The sequence below is a fragment of the Peribacillus frigoritolerans genome (assembly GCF_030676415.1).
Taxonomy (GTDB): Bacteria; Bacillota; Bacilli; order Bacillales; family DSM-1321; genus Peribacillus; species Peribacillus frigoritolerans_A.
Genome location: NZ_JAUUTW010000008.1, coordinates 50862 through 67865 on the forward strand (window position 1 = coordinate 50862; position 17004 = coordinate 67865).

A 17004-nucleotide genomic window follows, 5' to 3' on the forward strand; every position below is an offset into this window, starting at 1 on the left:
TGGAATGGAAAAATTATCTTTCTCTATGAGACATAAAGACTTATTTCCAATTCTTCATAGGTGTGTCATCAGCAAAGAACAGCATATCTGCAAACGACATGCCGTTCTTTGCCATCTCTCTTTAGAGTGGATTATTCAAGGCCCATACGGATACGCTTTTCCCATGAACGGGGAATGTCGCGAAACCATCTTCTTCAATGGTAATGTGGTCATCTCTATGACAAGTTAAATCACTCCAGATTTCGCCAGCACGATGTTCACCGACGAACATCCTTTTTTCACTGTTGTGATCTCCATTCGAGATAATGACGGCACACCCCGAGCCTTCTAGCTCTTCAACTCCGTGCCGGACCCAGCCTATCGTATTTGGATCATCGAAGTAGTCCGTCTGTTCTCCGTAAGCTTTTTCATACCTAGCATATAATAGGCGATCTAGAATATCCTTTTTCCCAGGCACTGGAGAAGGTCCGCCGATTCCATAATAATCCCCGTAAAAGACACACGGATAACCGCAAAGTCTAAGTAAAGTAAGTGCATATGCCGATGGTTTGAACCAGTCCTTTACCCAAGATTCCAATGATTCATGAGGCTGGGAGTCATGGTTGTCGACAAAAGTGACGGCCTGTGCCGGATTGGTTTGGACGAGGGTATCATCAAAGATGGTTGAGAGGTCGAAGTCTGTTCCTGCTTTTGAGGCCTCATGAAATTTATAATGCAGGGAAACATCGAACAAGTTGAGGTCATGATTGGTTTGCTCTAAGTATGTTTGACAAGCTTTAACATCCGCCTTCCAAAATTCGCCGACCATGAAGAAATGTTCCTTTGTATAGGGAATGAGTTCTTGGAGAAATTCATTGATGAATTCATAATCGATATGTTTAACGGCGTCCAAACGAAAACCATCACACTTTAACGTATCAACCATCCATTTTCCCCAACTAATCATTTCCTGACGAACCTCCGGCAGGCTGTAATCGATATTGGCAAACATTAAATAATCATAGTTTCCGAATTCATCGATGACATGCTTATTCCAGTGCTTATTTTCGCCTGTGATTCGATAGACACCCATTTTGTCGTTTTCGGCATCATAGTCTGTACCATTAAAATGAGTATGGTTCCACTTAAAATCAGAGTATTTATTTTTACGGCCTGGAAAATCGAATTTAGTCCAGCCTTCCATTTCAAATGGTTCTGAGATATCTTCCATACGATTTTCTGGATTGACTTCAATGACTTCAAATTTTTCGGTTCCATCAGCTCCTGCTTTATGGTTCATGACTAAATCGATATAAACGCAAAGTCCGTAGTTATGACAGGTGGCTATTGCTTGCAGCAATTCATCTTTGGTCCCGTACTTGGTGCGAACTGTTCCTTTTTGGTCAAATTCCCCCAAATCGTATCCGTCATATATTCCATATCCATTATCCCCAACGGATTGCCCTTTGGTAACTGGCGGAAGCCAAACGCAGTCAATTCCTATATCCTTCAACTTGGAGGCTGCATATTTCAATCTGTCCCAATGAGAACCATCTGCCTCAAGATGCCACTCAAAAAATTGCATCATCGTATGATTTCTTTTCATCCGTTCCCCCCCTGACACCGACCCGTTTTTAACAAAAGTGAAACTGTACGATCGGATAAAGTAATAATGAAAATCTTTACCCCCTAAATTCAAATGATAAACAAGTGAATAACCCTCTAGATTGAGGTTCATTTACCTCTCTATATTACTATTTTATACCAAATAAGGGTATTTTATATTGATTAGCAGCTAAAAATTATTCAAATGTTGAGGAATAACCCGGAAGGCTTAAGCTAAATCATAAAAAAGGCATCCCGAATATTTTGGGATACCTCAGACTCATAGATAACTCGAAAAATCAGTTTGCTTACAGTTTTCTTTAAAAAAGGTTCCAGGTGTTTTCAGACATTCGCTCCCTTTCCGCCGACTGTCTGCCAAGCCTTGCCGCAAGCGCCTTTGGTGTTATGGCTAGCCAGTTATTCGGCAGGAGTGTCGCAAATTTTTTCAATCCAGTGAGGGTTTCAAAAAACAGTAAAAACCATTAGTATACCCTAGCCTTAATCATGTTTCGGAATGGGACCATTCCTAACCTATTGGAGGGGGATAGTCTATTTTCCTTTTTTACCTCTTCGTTTAAAGAAGTGGGCGAAAGCCATTGCACCCAATAATAAGATTAGGAGCACGGAAGATAGAATAATCATATCTTTGGAGGAGCTGCCGTTACCTGCCCCCTTCTCGTCGTCACCCATAACGCTTTCTGTCTCGGCTTCCACAAACTTTTTTATATTTAATAGATAAATAGAGAATAGGCCCCAGTTTTAACCTTTTCTTAATTTTATTGGAATTTACTAGAAGAAAAATGAGTGGATTTACTCATTGAGAATAATTATCATTATCAGTAAAATAAGATTCATGATAATGATAATTATTCTCAATTAATTCAATACATGGAGGTTCACTATGGTAACGAACATGCTTACAAAAAATGATCAACTACTGGAACAACAAAATACAAGGGAATCAAATGCCCGATCTTATCCTAGAAGATTACCCATGGCGATCGATCAAGCGGAGGGAATTTACCTAACAGACATGGATGGAAAACGATATATTGATTTTCTTGCCGGGGCTGGAACATTAGCGCTCGGACACAATCATCCGGCAGTGCTTGAAGCAATGGAAAAAGTTCTTAAGGATAAACGCCCTTTACATACATTGGACTTTACGACGCCGATCAAAGAGCAGTTCGTTGATGAAATTTTTGAATGCCTGCCAGAGGAGTTCAGGAAAAATGCAAAAATTCAATTCTGTGGTCCTACTGGCGGAGATGCCATTGAGGCAGCTCTTAAACTGGTTAAAACAGCGACAGGCAATAGAAGCATTTTATCCTTCCAAGGAGCTTACCACGGGGCAACGCATGCAACCATGTCAATCAGCGGCAATACAAAACCAAAGGAAAAAATACAAGGGTTAATGCCAGATGTACAATTCCTGCCGTATCCCTATCAATATCGCTGCCCCTTTGGAATAGGCGGAGAAGAAAGCCATAAAATCAGCAGCCAGTATATCGAAAATCTATTGAATGATCCCGAATCAGGATTATTGGCACCTGCAGGAATGATTTTGGAGGCAGTACAAGGCGAGGGAGGTTCCATTCCAGCTCCAATTCCATGGCTTAAGGAAATCAGAAGAATAACAAAAGAGAAGGGCATTCCGCTAATTATCGACGAAGTTCAATCAGGTATCGGCCGTACAGGGAAAATGTTTGCCTTTGAACATGCAGGAATCGTTCCGGATGTTCTTGTCCTATCTAAAGCAATAGGCGGAAGTCTTCCATTATCGGTGGTGATTTATAACAAAGAGCTGGACCTATGGTCACCGGGTGCACATATCGGTACGTTCCGCGGAAATCAAATGGCGATGGCAGCAGGAACAGCAACTTTAAAATACATGAAAGAGACGAATCTTGTGGAGCATTCCGCTAAAATGGGAGAAATCTTAAAGGATATTCTTAAAGATTTGCAAAAAGATATTAAGCAGATCGGTGATGTCAGAGGCCGGGGATTGATGGTCGGTGTCGAAATGATCAATCATGAAGAACCGCAAAATGCGAATGGAAGCCATCCTGCTGATTCGCAACTTGCCAGTGCCATTCAACAGGAGTGTTTTCAAAGAGGGTTGATACTGGAAGTTGGCGGCAGACATGGAAGTGTAGTGAGGTTCTTGCCTCCATTGATCGTAACGGAATCCCAGCTTCGCGAAGCCACTGCAATTTTTGAACAAGCTGTTCGTGCAGCTGTTGCAAGAGGGTGAATGATCAATGATCGAAATGATAAATAAAACTGATTTTGCTTATTCTCCATTGTTCTTGAATAACGAAGAAGGTTTCAATAACTATAGCCAGTCATTAAAAATCATTGAAAAGAAGCTGACGGCCTTTTTAAAAGGGAACGATTCACCATACTCTGGGAAAAATCCGCATGAAATCGAAGCAAGATTAAACGAGCTGACCCTCGCTTCTTTAAAAGGGGAGGCAATGGAAGCAGTAGCGGCTGAGCTGGCGGAGTTTGTTATTAATGACAGCATCAATGTACACAGCCCTGCTTGTATCGGGCATTTGCATTGCCCTACACTAATTCCTGCCGTTGCTGCCGAAATGATTATCGGTACGTTGAATCAATCCATGGATTCATGGGACCAAAGCTCGACGGCGACCTTCGTTGAAGAGCGTTTAATAGATTGGCTGTGCAGTCAGGTTGGATTACCGGAACAAGCGGATGGGATTTTCACAAGCGGTGGTACCCAATCTAATTATATGGGACTTCTATTGGCGAGGGACGCTTATTGTAAGCGTTTCTGGGATGTGGACGTTCAACAGCATGGCTTGCCAGTCGAGGCGAAAAAATTGCGGATCTTATGCTCCGAGGCTGCCCACTTTACGGTTCGTAAATCAGCGGCACAGCTAGGGCTTGGTGAACAGGCGGTTATCACGATTAAAACGGATGCAAATCATCGTCTGTCCATGGATGAATTAAATCATCAGTTGCTGCTTTTGAAGGAACAGGATTTACATCCATTTGCTATCGTTGCAACTTGTGGAACGACGGATTTTGGTTCAATCGATCCATTACATGAATTGTCCGAAGCTGCAAGGAAGAATGGGATATGGCTCCATGTGGACGCTGCATATGGCGGCGCAATGATTCTAAGCAAGGATTACAAAGAGTTAATCAGCGGAATTGAACGGGCCGACTCGATTACGGTTGATTTTCACAAATTATTCTATCAACCCATCAGTTGTGGTGCTTTTCTTGTCTCTGACAGCAACTCATTTCAATATATCCAGCATCATGCCGATTACTTGAATCCACAGGAAGATGAAGCGGAGGGCATGGTTCATTTAGTCAATAAATCGGTTCAAACGACGAGAAGGTTCGACGCACTGAAACTCTGGATGTCATTGAAGGTCGTTGGACTGGATACCTTTGCTGAAATGATCGACTATACTTGTCATCTTGCACGTGAAGTGGCTATGAAGATCGATAAAGAGGAAGGGTTCACTGTATTAAACAAAGATCCTGAATTGAATGCGGTTGTATTCCGTTATAATCCCGAGGGAGAAAGTGATCAGCTAATAAATCTATTAAATAAACAGATTCAGCAAGAATTACTCAAAAGCGGACGGGCATTTTTAGCAAAAACGCGTTTTGACGGACAGGTGTATTTAAAAATGACACTATTGAATCCAATGACAAAGCTTGAACATATAGAGGGAATTTTAGACGAAATTCGAGTATTGGGTGAAATGTTCAAGATGATGGAGGAATGAAGATGAATGGTAAGCAGATAGCTGAAAGGGCGACGATGCAAAGCTTTCTGAATTGTTATTTCCGGGAAACCGGGAATTGCAGTTTGGAGGAAACGAAGAACTGGCCTGATTTGGAGGGTTCCATTCCGGGTTCTTTATTAGTCAGTAATCTCATATCCCAAGATATTGCATTGCTTGTTCCGCTTAAATATTGGTCGGAAACGGGGCGTCATATTTTCAACTTCCCGATTTACTATCAAACGGCATCCAAACAAGTGCATGAATTAGATTACGTGACAATGGTCTCGATTGTTTCTAAGGAATTATTGAATGAGCAGGGCCGAACGGATAGTGAAGATGAATTGATGCTGCGTGTCATCCTAAGCAGCCAAAATATTCAACGGTATGTTGAAGCCAGGACGGAAGACATTGATGCACTTCAAAGTCCTGATTTCACCTACATCGAAGCAGAGCAGTCGCTTTTATTCGGGCACCTGTTCCATCCGACACCGAAAAGCAAGCAAGGCATTTCAGAAAAAGATGAATGGATCTATTCACCCGAATTAAAAGGGGAGTTTCAGCTGCACTACTTCCTGGCAGAGCCTTCGATTGTCATCCAGGATTCCAGTGAAGTCCGATCGGCAAGTGAGATCATAAAACAGGAATTAGCAGGTGACTCAGAGATTTCCAGTGAATTCAGAGGAACGTATTGCCAAAAGGAAAGCCGATATATCATCATCCCGGCACACCCGCTCCAGGCAAAAGTGCTCATCGAAAAAGAAGAGGTCAAGAGGCTAATCGAGCAAGGGACACTAGTTTATGCAGGACCGCTTGGGAAAAAATTCACGGCCACATCTTCATTTAGAACGGTATATAGTGCCACATCGAGATATATGTACAAATTTTCCGTTCCGGTTAAAATAACGAATTCCTTACGTGCAAATCTGCAAAAAGAATTAGATCGTGGTGTGGAAATTGCAAAATTAATAGATTCTAAAGTGGGCGACGATCTAAAAGAACGGCACCCCTCCTTCCGTATCATCAAGGACCCTGCTTACCTAACGATCAAAACAACCGAGCAAGAATCGGGATTCGATGTTGATATCCGGGAAAATCCTTTTTATGAAAACGATAAACAAGCAAGCCTGATTGCCGGCTTATGTCAGGATAATGCCTATGGTGCACCATCAAGACTTGGAGCGATCATCCGCAAATTATCAGCTGATGAAAACCGCAGTACCGAAGAAGTAAGTAAGGATTGGTTCAAAACCTATCTGTCAATGACATTGAAACCGATGCTTTGGCTATTTGAAGAGTATGGAATTGTGTTAGAAGCCCATCAGCAAAATTCCATCATTCAACTTCAAGATGGGTATCCAGCCACTTTTTATTATCGTGATAATCAAGGGTATTACTATTGTGAATCCAAAGTGGACAGGCTGCAGAAGATCCTGCCTGAACTAAGTGAAAAAAGCTTCACGATTTGTTCTGATGAAGTCGCTGAAGAAAGACTTCAATACTACTTCTTTTTTAATCACTTATTAGGCTTAATCAATAATTTTGGGACGGAAGGATTAGTATCGGAGAAAACCCTGTTACAGCTTGTTCAGGGACAACTGGAAACAAGCAGCAGGAAAAGCGAGGATGAAGGGTTGAATCGAGTTGTTTCAAAGTTGCTTCATGCACGGGAATTATCTTGTAAGGCTAATTTACTGACACGATTTCATGATATGGATGAGCTCGTTGGTTCACTTGAGACACAATCCGTTTATACAACGATTGATAATCCGTTCGCGCAGGGGGTTATGGCCGTCCATGAAAAATAGTTATGAAGAAATGCTGAAGGACTGTAATCAACAGCTTTCATTTGTCAAAGTTGAATTTGAGAGGGATTTAGATACACTGCATAAATGGATGCATGAAGATCATGTGATACCCTACTGGAATTTGAATTTCACAAAAGAAAAATTCGCTGTTCATTTAAAAAAGGCATTGGCTGATACACATCAAACACTCTATTTAGGCTGCCTGGACTCAATTCCCATGAGCTATTGGGAATCGTATTGGGTAAAAGGCGATATCATCGAAGATTATTATGAATCCGAAGAGGGAGATCAAGGCATTCATTTACTCATTGGTGATCCGGATTATCTAGGAAAGGGACTGGCTTTGCCGTTTTTACGTGCAATGGTTAAATTCCAACTACTGACTTCGACCACAAAAAAAGTGATGGCTGAACCGGATATTCGAAATGCGAAGATGATTTACTTATTTGAAAAGTGCGGGTTTACCCCAATTAAAGAAATTGAGCTCCCTGATAAAACAGCATTGCTTATGTCTTGTACACGGGGGAATTTCGAGAGGACGTGGAAGTATGGAGAAGCAACAATCTATCTATGACCTGATAGGGATAGGAATAGGTCCCTTTAACCTTGGACTTGCGGCCCTTTTGGAGAAAACCCCGGAGTTGAATGCCGTCTTTTTTGAGAAAAAGCGGGAATTTAATTGGCATGAAGGGATGCTGTTGGAAGGGACAACTCTGCAGGTGCCGTTCTTTGCCGATCTAGTTAGCATGGCAGATGTGACAAGCCCATATAGTTACCTGAATTATTTACAGCAGCATGATCGGCTTTATCATTTCTATTTCCTTGAAAAATTCTTGATTCCACGAAAAGAATATAACGACTATTGCCGCTGGACTGCCCATCAACTTGATAGCTGCCGTTTTGGAAAAGCGGTGGAGGCGGTTGAATATATAGGGGATCAAGGTGAACCCTTCTATCAAATCAGTGTAAGGGATGCACAAACACAAAAGATCGAAGTCTATTATAGCCGTCATGTAGTCATGGGAATTGGCAGCGCCCCGGCTGTTCCATCGGCCTTTCATCCATATATGGGAGAGAGCATCCTGCATTCGGCCGATTATTTACGGAATAAAGAAAATGTCTTAAAGAAAAAATCCGTAACGGTTGTCGGATCTGGACAGAGTGCAGCCGAGGTCTTTCTGGATCTGCTTAATGAGCAGGAGGAAAATGGCTATCAGCTAAACTGGTATACAAGATCCAAGGGATTTTTCCCTATGGAATATTCAAAACTAGGGTTGGAATACTTCACTCCAGACTACCTTGATTTCTTTTATCGGCTGCCACAGGAAAAGAAGGATGAAATCCTGCCGAAACAGGATTTATTGTATAAAGGGATCAGTGCTACGACAATTGCAGCAATTTTTGACAAGATGTACGAAAAGTCGATTGGAAATGCCGAACTTTCCATTGAACTTCGGGCCATGACGGAAGTTGCGGCGGTTACCCCGGCTGAAAATGGCTGGAGTTTGAAATGCCGACAGTGGGTAGAAGATAGCGAATTTGATGTGGACACAGAGGCGATTGTTTTTGGAACGGGCTATAAATCAACCCTTCCGGCATTCCTTGAAACCATGGAGGACCATTTAGTCCGCGATGACTTGGGGCGTCTTGCAATAACGAAAGATTATCGGGTAGGAACGGCCATCTCAACACCGAATCACCTTTTTATTCAAAATGGAGAGATGCATACACATGGTGTGGGTGCTCCGGATCTAGGCTTAGGGGCATTCCGAAATTCGATAATCATCAATCAATTGGCAGGTAAAGAAGTTTATCCATCCGAGCCAAAGGGTGCATTTCAGTCATTCCGTGTAAAAAAAACCGTCATGGCTTACTAAGAAAAGGGAAGGGGAGAATTATATGCAGTTCATAAATGAAGTGGAACAGGCGGTTTCAGAAAATAACTGGTCGATAGTAAACCAAAACCTGCTGGCCAAGATGATTTCTGAGTATATGTATGAAGATATGATCCATCCAGCTGTTCTGAACGAAAATGCAGCAGGAAACCTATATGAGTTAAAGATAAATGAGGGGAAATCTTATCGATTTTTGGCGTCGCCCCGTCTTTTTGACAGCTATGAAGTACAGGCCGAATCGATCCAGGTATGTGAAACGGAAGGTTTTACACAGGCCAATGATGCTATTCAGTTCATTTTAGACATTCAGCCGTTAATTGGGATGACTGCAGAAACAACAGGACATTTAATCAAAGAATTTCATCATACACTGCTTGCGGATCTCCAATTGTTATCCAAACCTGAACAAGATGCGGATGATTTAGTCGAACTGGATTATGCATTAATTGAAGGAGAAATGAGCGGTCACCCTTGGATTGCTTATAACAAGGGAAGAATCGGATTCGGTTATGATGATTATTTGAAGTTCGCTCCAGAAAACCAGAAGGAAGTTCAGTTATCTTGGATTGCCGTCCATAAAACGAGGGGTGAGTTCAATTCAGTCGAAACGTTATCCTATAAGCAATTGATGGAGAATGAACTGGATGGGGAAACCCAAAAATCATTTGCAAAAAGATTGACGGAAAAAGGGCTGAACGCAGAAAACTATTACTACCTCCCAGTCCATGAATGGCAGTGGAAGAATGTAATCATCCAGAACTTTACCGATGACTTGGCTAAAGGGCTGATCGTAGCTTTGGGAAATGGTCCTGATGAGTATTTGCCGCAACAATCCATTCGGACATTTGTTAATGTATCGAATAAGGATAAACATCACGTCAAGCTGCCGATGAGCATTTTAAATACGCTAGTCTACCGTGGATTACCAGCGGAGCGCACGGTCATTGCCCCAAAAATCACAACGTATATAAAGAACATTTATGAAAATGATTCATTCTTGAAAGAACAATGCAAAGTAGTGCTTCCTGGTGAAGTGGCCAGTTTAAATGTTGATCACCCGTATTATGCCAAGCTAGAGAATGTACCCTATCAATATTTAGAGATGCTGGGCGGTATTTGGAGAGAAAGCATTTACAGTTATATGGAAGAAGATGAAAAGCCCATTACGCTTGCGTCCCTTTTACATGTGGACAGCAAAGGGAAACCATATGTGGAAAGCCTTATTGAAAAATCGGGATTGACTGCAGAAGCCTGGACAGCTCAATTATTCGACGTCATTCTATCACCATTACTACATTTTATCTATCAATATGGATTGGTCTTCTCGCCGCATGGTCAAAATACCATTTTAGTTTTGAAGGATTACAGGCCTCACCGTTTGGCCATCAAGGATTTTGTAGATGATGTTAACGTCAGTGATCAGCCGCTTCCTGAATTAAGTAGCCTTCCTGATGATTTAAGGAAAGTACTAAGAAGTGAGACTCCCGAGGGGCTGGTTCAATTCATTTTCACAGGACTATTCATCTGTCATTTCCGATACTTGTCAACACTTCTGATGAAGAGGTCCCTTTTGGATGAGAATGCTTTTTGGGAAGGCGTCGCTCAAACAATCCTAACGCATCAGAAAAAATTCCCTGTGTTACAGGATCGTTTCGATACATTCAATTTCTTTGCGCCAAAATTAACAAAACTCTGCCTGAATAGAAATCGGATGCTTCAATATGGTTATAGCGATGGTGAAGACCGTCCGCATGCATCTGAATTTGGGTATGTGAATAATGCCCTTTATGAAAAGTTACCTGCAAAAACTTTATAAAGTTGAACTGGCTCAGACTTTTGAGCCAGTTTCAGACTGTAGACAAACTCGATAAGAATTGAGTTCGTCTACAGTTTTTTTGATTTTTAAAATTTGACCGTTGATTTCAGCTCCAGGCACTCGCTTTCCGCGGGCGGTCCGCCCTCGGCGGCGGGGTTTCCCTTGGACGCGTATTCCCGCAGGAGTCTCGAACACCCGCTCCAATCCACTTTGTTTTTTAACAGTTAGGCAGAACTCCTGTTGCCTACAGTAATGAGGAAGTAAACCTATATATGCGAAACCAAAGAGACGATAGAGTGCGATAATTATTAAATGTACGCATAAAAAGGATTATGTTATCCTCTTTGGTTCAAATTCCCTGAAAAATAATCTTTGGAATGGGGCTTGCCGTTCATATAAATTGGTGATAAGCTATTGTGTAAACGGTTACACAAAATTATTGAGGGTGATATATTGGCAACTATTCGGGATGTGGCAAAGGAAGCTGGGGTTTCTGTGGCAACGGTTTCCAGAGTTATGAATGGCAGTGGTTATGCACATGAGGATACAAAAAAGGTGGTCATGGCAGCTGTTGAAAAATTAAATTATAAACCGAATGAAGTGGCAAGGTCCCTCTACAAACGTAAATCCAAATTGGTTGGTTTGATCTTGCCGGACATTACGAATCCCTTCTTCCCAGAAATGGCAAGAGGTGTCGAGGATTATCTGCAGCAATTTGGATATCGGTTAATTTTTGGAAATAGTGATGAAAAGAGAGATAAAGAAATAGAATATATTGACACTTTTCTGCAAAATAATGTAGTGGGCATGATTGCTTCAACTAGTGAAGAAGCCAATGGAAATTTCGATAATCTGGATATTCCAGTTGTCCTTCTCGACCGTACAGCAGAGAAATTACCAGCTGTTTATTCCGATCAAAAGACAGGCGGTAAGCTGGCAGCACGCGTATTGCTGGATAGAGGCAGTACGAATATCGTCCTCATTAGGGGGCCAGTCGAAATAAAACCTGTATATGAACGGTACATGGCAGCATTGGAAGAATTGAAACAAGCAAAAGTGAACGTGCAAGTCATGGATTCATCCCTAACTCTTCAGGGCGGCCAAACTTGCGTGAAGCAGCTGTTCGAGCAATATCCGGAAACGGATGGAATCATTGCTTGTAATGATATTGTTGCTGCCGCAGCACTTCAAGAGATTTTAAAACGGGGAATACGGATACCGGAAGACATACAATTAATTGGCTATGATGATATCTCCTTCACAGCGTTATTGCACCCGCCGTTATCGACAATTCGGCAGCCAGCCTATGAGATGGGGGCACAAGCGGCGGAAATGCTAATTAAAAGGATCAATCAAGAAAAAATGGATGTAACACATAAAAAGCTCCCTGTTTCTTTTGTGGAGAGACAAACAACGAGAAGGAAGGCGGAGAAGACATGATTAGAATTGCAGTAGTGGGAAGTTCTTCAATGGACTTAGTGGTGACATCAGCTAAGCGGCCAATGTCGGGGGAAACGGTTTTAGGAGAGTCCTTTATCACGGTTCCTGGAGGAAAGGGAGCCAATCAGGCTGTTGCAGCGGCACGTCTTGGTGCAGAAGTGTCGATGGTTGGATGTGTAGGAGATGATGTCTATGGAGAGATCATCTTAGAAAACCTGAAAAAAAATCATGTAAACACGGAGTATGTGGAACCGGTTACAGGTTCTGCTTCCGGGACAGCGCACATTACCCTTTCGGAAGGTGATAACAGCATTATTGTGGTAAAAGGTGCGAATGATTTCATTACTCCTGAATATGTACAAAAGGCGAAAAAGGTGATAGAGGAATCGGATATCGTGATGGTCCAGCAGGAAATACCCGAGGAAACTGTGGAATATCTGGCTGAATTGTGCAACACGCTTCAAAAGAGATTACTATTGAACCCAGCTCCCGCCCGTAAGTTAAGTGAGGCAGTCATTCAACAGGCATCATTCCTTACTCCGAATGAACATGAATTCGAGATACTATTCAATGGGAGAGATAGAACAAAAGTCTTGACTGAGTATCCCAATAAATTATTCATTACCGAAGGGAAAAATGGCGTCCGTTATTTTGACGGACATGAAGAAAAGGTTATTCCAAGCTTTGAAGTGGAAGCGGTAGATACAACAGGTGCAGGGGATACATTCAATGCTGCCTTTGCGGTGGCTGTTGCAGAAGGAAAAAGTTTTGACGAATGTTTGTTATTCGCGAATCGGGCAGCCTCAATTTCCGTGACGAAGTTAGGCGCACAAGGTGGCATGCCGCAAAGGTTAGAGGTCGAGAGGGGCTTTGAAGCATGAAACGTCAAGGAATCATCAATAGTTCAATAGCCAAGGTCCTGGTTGACCTTGGTCATACCGATTATATTGTCGTAGGTGATGCCGGGCTGCCAGTGCCACCCGGGGTTTGCAAGATAGATTTAGCATTGACACCTGGAACACCATCATTTCAAGATGTCGTCCGGGCGGTTCACGAAGATATGGTTGTTGAAAAAGTTATCGCTGCCACAGAAGTGAAGGTTAAAAACCCGCAACAGCATCAATACATGGAGCAGCAATTCGGAGCAGCGATTGAATATGTTTCCCATGAGGATTTTAAAAGGCTGACAAGTAACGCGAAAGCAATAATCCGGACCGGAGAGACGACGCCATATTCAAATTGCATATTGCAGTCTGGAGTATTCTTTTAAAGAAATGAGATGATGAGCATGCAAATCGAAATGCACAATATTTATAAAGCATTTGGTCAAAACAAGGTATTGGAAGGTGTTCATTTTTCTTTAGAGGCTGGGGAAGTACATGCACTAATGGGGGAAAATGGAGCGGGGAAATCAACCTTGATGAATATTTTGACCGGGCTGCATAAACAAGATCAAGGAACGATTGAGATTAACGGTAAAGTAACCTCATTCAAGGATTCAAAGGAAGCGGAAGAGGCGGGAATGGCCTTTATCCGTCAGGAATTGAATATTTGGCCAGAAATGACCGTGCTGGAGAATCTATTTATCGGCAGGGAAATGGTGAATGCTTTCGGTGTCCTGAGGACGAAACAAATGAAAGCGCGTGCAAAAGAGATTTTTAAAACACTTAATATTTCCCTTCCTTTTGATAAGGAAGCCGGATTTTGTTCTGTCGGGGAACAGCAAATGATTGAAATTGCCAAGGCACTCATGACGGATGCCGAAGTCATCATCATGGACGAGCCCACAGCCGCTTTAACTGATAGAGAAATAGAGAAGCTCTTTGAAGTGATGAAGGGACTTACCAAAAAGGGTGTATCGCTTGTTTATATTTCTCACCGAATGGAAGAAATATTCGCCATTTGTGACAGGATCACCGTAATGCGTGACGGAAAAACAGTCGATACGAAAAGAATTCCAGATACAAATTTCGATGAAGTCGTTCAAAAAATGGTCGGGCGGGAACTGGAGGATCGTTTTCCTCATCGTGAAGCGAATGCTGGCGACATAGTCCTTGATGTAAAAGGTTTAACTAAAAAGGGACTTTTTGAAGATATCCATTTCGCTGTTCGCCAAGGTGAGATTGTCGGTGTAGCCGGATTGATGGGAGCAGGCAGAACAGAAATAATGCGCGCCCTTTTTGGTGTCGACCAAATAGACAGCGGCGAAATTACCATTGAAGGCAAGAAAGTTTCCATACGAAAACCAACGGATGCAGTTCGGCACGGCCTGGCTTTCATTACGGAAAATCGTAAGGAAGAAGGGTTGATCTTGGACTTTTCTGTAAGGGAAAATATCGGCTTGCCGAATCTAAAGAGTTTTGCTCCTAACGGAATCGTAAAAACGGAAGATGAGATGAACTTTGCCGAAATGATGATTAAGCGACTTCACGTAAAGACTTCTTCTGCTGAAACGGTCATCGGCAATCTATCCGGAGGAAATCAACAAAAGGTGGTAATAGCCAAATGGATCGGCACTTCCCCTAAAGTTTTAATTATGGATGAACCGACCCGGGGCATAGATGTTGGTGCAAAACGTGAAATTTATGAGTTGATGAATGAATTGACGGAGCGAGGCATCGCCATCATCATGGTTTCGTCAGAACTTCCGGAAATCATTGGAATGAGTGATAGAATCCTTGTGGTTCACGAAGGTGAGATTGCTGGGGAATTGTTAAAGCAGGAAGCGACGCAAGAAAAAATTATGGCATTTGCGACAGGAGGGAACTAGGATGAAACTTGAGGCTACAGGGAAAAGCGGGATTTGGCAGAAATTTGGTCCGTTACTGGCCCTGGTACTTTTATTTATCGTAATAACCGTTTTAAATCCATCATTCATGGAACCGAATAATATTTTGAATTTATTGCGTCAAACCTCCATCAATGCACTTATTGCATTTGGAATGACCTTTATCATATTGACAGGCGGCATCGACTTGTCCGTCGGTTCCATTTTAGCTCTATCCAGCGCACTTATGGCTGGTATGATGGTCTCGGGATTAGATCCGATTTTAGCAATATTAGTAGGCATTCTACTAGGTGCAATAATGGGTGTAATCAATGGGATTCTCGTTTCAAAGGGAAAAATGGCCCCTTTCATCGTGACACTGGCCACCATGACGATTTTCCGGGGATTAACGCTTGTGTATACGGATGGAAAGCCGATTACTGGAATTGGCGATTCTGTAATGTTCCAGATGCTTGGGAGAGGTTACTTCCTGGGAGTGCCAGTACCGGCTGTTGTGATGGTCATCGCTTTCTTAATCCTATGGTTCCTGCTTCATAAAACATCATTTGGCCGTAAAACATATGCCATTGGCGGAAATGAAAGGGCTTCCCGTATTTCGGGGATTAAAGTTGACCGAGTCAAGGTGGCCATATATGGTCTGGCCGGTACGATGGCAGCAATCGCTGGTGCCATTTTAACATCGCGTCTGAATTCGGCACAGCCGACGGCAGGCCAATCCTATGAAATGGATGCCATCGCAGCCGTGGTGCTAGGGGGAACAAGCCTTTCAGGCGGTAAAGGGCGGTTGTTCGGTACGCTCGTGGGTGTCCTGATCATCGGTACCTTGAATAACGGCATGAATTTACTTGGTGTATCTTCTTTCTACCAGCAAGTGGTAAAAGGTGCAGTTATATTAATTGCGGTCTTACTCGACCGTAAAAAATCATAAGAAGAGGTGTAATCAATGAAAAAAATAGTATCGATCATCATGGTTCTTTCTTTAATGGTCTTAGCTGCCTGTTCAATGGATTCTGGCCTGACAGATGATAAAAAAGAAAAGAAAGACTCCATGAAAGACGTGAAAGTCGGAGTCAGCATCTCTACTTTAAACAACCCATTCTTCGTTTCCTTAAAAGATGGTATTGAAAAAGAAGCAAAAGAAAAAGGCATGAAAGTCACAGTTGTTGACGCCCAGGATGATACGGCAAAACAAATTAGCGGAATTGAAGATCTAATCCTTCAAAAGGTTGATGTCCTTCTTGTGAATCCTACCGACTCTGCGGCAATATCTTCAGCTGTTCAATCAGCAAATGAAGCGGGCATTCCCGTTATCACGATTGACCGCTCTTCAGACGAAGGTGACATTGAAACGTTCATCGCTTCCGACAATGTGGCTGGCGGGGAAATGGCTGCAGAATATCTAGTTAAAGAGCTTGGCGAAAAAACGAAAGTAGTGGAACTTGAAGGGGTATCCGGAGCATCTGCTACTCGTGAACGCGGGAAAGGTTTCCACAATATTGCGGACAAGCAGTTAGATGTCCTGACAAGCCAAACGGCGGAATTCGACCGGACAAAAGGGCTTAACGTCATGGAAAATATCCTGCAAGGCAATAATGACGTCCAAGCGGTATTCGCCCATAATGATGAAATGGCACTTGGGGCCATTGAAGCAATCAAGGCGGCAGGAAAAGACATCATCGTGGTTGGTTTTGACGGAAATGATGATGCATTGAAAGCAGTTGAAAAAGGTGAGCTAAAAGCTACAATCGCCCAACAACCGGCACTTATCGGTGAAGAAGCGGTTAATGCGGCTGAAAAATTCTTAAAAGGCGACAAAGTGGATGACACAATATCCGTTCCATTGAAATTGGTCACCAAAGAATGATTGTCTCGCAAACAATGAGAGTGCCGGAATAGTTCCGGCACT

At 42.6% G+C, this 17004-nt stretch carries 13 protein-coding genes; 12 read left to right on the forward strand and 1 reads right to left on the reverse strand.

Features of this window, described 5'->3' with window-relative positions; translation table 11 throughout:
• Window positions 1-121 precede the first annotated feature (121 nt).
• A complete protein-coding gene (locus tag Q8G36_RS10020) occupies window positions 122-1585 on the reverse strand; it encodes an alpha-amylase (RefSeq protein WP_305159959.1) in 1464 nt (487 codons plus the stop codon).
• 900 nt (window positions 1586-2485) lie between these two features.
• Between Q8G36_RS10020 and Q8G36_RS10025 the strand changes: the two genes are divergently transcribed.
• The 12 genes from Q8G36_RS10025 (at window position 2486) to rbsB (ending at window position 16962) form a co-directional block, all read left to right on the forward strand.
• Complete coding sequence (locus Q8G36_RS10025; RefSeq protein ID WP_305159958.1) at window positions 2486-3838, forward strand: aspartate aminotransferase family protein; 1353 nt, start codon at window positions 2486-2488, stop codon at window positions 3836-3838.
• 7 nt (window positions 3839-3845) lie between these two features.
• Window positions 3846-5354, forward strand: a complete 1509-nt coding sequence (locus Q8G36_RS10030) for a pyridoxal phosphate-dependent decarboxylase family protein (RefSeq protein ID WP_305159957.1) — start codon at window positions 3846-3848, stop codon at window positions 5352-5354.
• A 2-nt stretch (window positions 5355-5356) separates the two neighbouring features.
• Window positions 5357-7159, forward strand: coding sequence for an IucA/IucC family protein (locus tag Q8G36_RS10035; protein WP_305159956.1), 1803 nt, complete (start codon window positions 5357-5359; stop codon window positions 7157-7159).
• A complete protein-coding gene (locus Q8G36_RS10040; protein WP_305159955.1) occupies window positions 7149-7733 on the forward strand; it encodes a GNAT family N-acetyltransferase in 585 nt (194 codons plus the stop codon). The genes Q8G36_RS10035 and Q8G36_RS10040 overlap by 11 nt, the downstream gene beginning before the upstream one ends.
• A complete protein-coding gene (locus tag Q8G36_RS10045; RefSeq protein WP_305159954.1) occupies window positions 7708-9036 on the forward strand; it encodes a lysine N(6)-hydroxylase/L-ornithine N(5)-oxygenase family protein in 1329 nt (442 codons plus the stop codon). Before Q8G36_RS10040 ends, Q8G36_RS10045 begins: the two co-directional genes overlap by 26 nt.
• A gap of 22 nt (window positions 9037-9058) precedes the next feature.
• Complete coding sequence (locus Q8G36_RS10050) at window positions 9059-10870, forward strand: IucA/IucC family protein (protein WP_305159953.1); 1812 nt, start codon at window positions 9059-9061, stop codon at window positions 10868-10870.
• 453 nt (window positions 10871-11323) lie between these two features.
• Complete coding sequence (locus Q8G36_RS10055) at window positions 11324-12310, forward strand: LacI family DNA-binding transcriptional regulator (RefSeq protein ID WP_305159952.1); 987 nt, start codon at window positions 11324-11326, stop codon at window positions 12308-12310.
• Window positions 12307-13191, forward strand: a complete 885-nt coding sequence (gene rbsK / locus Q8G36_RS10060) for a ribokinase (protein WP_305159951.1) — start codon at window positions 12307-12309, stop codon at window positions 13189-13191. Before Q8G36_RS10055 ends, rbsK begins: the two co-directional genes overlap by 4 nt.
• On the forward strand, window positions 13188-13580 hold the full coding sequence (gene rbsD, locus Q8G36_RS10065; RefSeq protein ID WP_305159950.1) for a D-ribose pyranase: 393 nt from the start codon (window positions 13188-13190) through the stop codon (window positions 13578-13580). Before rbsK ends, rbsD begins: the two co-directional genes overlap by 4 nt.
• Before the next feature lie 18 nt (window positions 13581-13598).
• Window positions 13599-15080, forward strand: coding sequence for a sugar ABC transporter ATP-binding protein (locus tag Q8G36_RS10070; protein WP_305159949.1), 1482 nt, complete (start codon window positions 13599-13601; stop codon window positions 15078-15080).
• Between the two features lies 1 nt (window position 15081).
• Window positions 15082-16026 (forward strand): ABC transporter permease, encoded by a 945-nt coding sequence (locus tag Q8G36_RS10075; RefSeq protein ID WP_101223945.1) that lies wholly within the window; start codon window positions 15082-15084, stop codon window positions 16024-16026.
• Between the two features lie 15 nt (window positions 16027-16041).
• Entirely contained in the window at window positions 16042-16962 is a 921-nt protein-coding gene (gene rbsB / locus Q8G36_RS10080) for a ribose ABC transporter substrate-binding protein RbsB (protein ID WP_305159948.1), read from the forward strand.
• The last annotated feature ends 42 nt before the right edge of the window (window positions 16963-17004 follow it).

Excerpts from the sequence above, each read along its gene's own strand:
- Q8G36_RS10020 (WP_305159959.1), bottom strand. The coding sequence starts at position 1,585 with ATGAAAAGAAATCATACGATGATGCAATTTTTTGAGTGGCATCTTGAG.
- Q8G36_RS10025 (WP_305159958.1), top strand. The coding sequence starts at position 2,486 with ATGGTAACGAACATGCTTACAAAAAATGATCAACTACTGGAACAACAA.
- Q8G36_RS10030 (WP_305159957.1), top strand. The coding sequence starts at position 3,846 with ATGATCGAAATGATAAATAAAACTGATTTTGCTTATTCTCCATTGTTC.
- Q8G36_RS10035 (WP_305159956.1), top strand. The coding sequence starts at position 5,357 with ATGAATGGTAAGCAGATAGCTGAAAGGGCGACGATGCAAAGCTTTCTG.
- Q8G36_RS10040 (WP_305159955.1), top strand. The coding sequence starts at position 7,149 with ATGAAAAATAGTTATGAAGAAATGCTGAAGGACTGTAATCAACAGCTT.
- Q8G36_RS10045 (WP_305159954.1), top strand. The coding sequence starts at position 7,708 with ATGGAGAAGCAACAATCTATCTATGACCTGATAGGGATAGGAATAGGT.
- Q8G36_RS10050 (WP_305159953.1), top strand. The coding sequence starts at position 9,059 with ATGCAGTTCATAAATGAAGTGGAACAGGCGGTTTCAGAAAATAACTGG.
- rbsK (WP_305159951.1), top strand. The coding sequence starts at position 12,307 with ATGATTAGAATTGCAGTAGTGGGAAGTTCTTCAATGGACTTAGTGGTG.
- rbsD (WP_305159950.1), top strand. The coding sequence starts at position 13,188 with ATGAAACGTCAAGGAATCATCAATAGTTCAATAGCCAAGGTCCTGGTT.
- Q8G36_RS10070 (WP_305159949.1), top strand. The coding sequence starts at position 13,599 with ATGCAAATCGAAATGCACAATATTTATAAAGCATTTGGTCAAAACAAG.
- Q8G36_RS10075 (WP_101223945.1), top strand. The coding sequence starts at position 15,082 with ATGAAACTTGAGGCTACAGGGAAAAGCGGGATTTGGCAGAAATTTGGT.
- rbsB (WP_305159948.1), top strand. The coding sequence starts at position 16,042 with ATGAAAAAAATAGTATCGATCATCATGGTTCTTTCTTTAATGGTCTTA.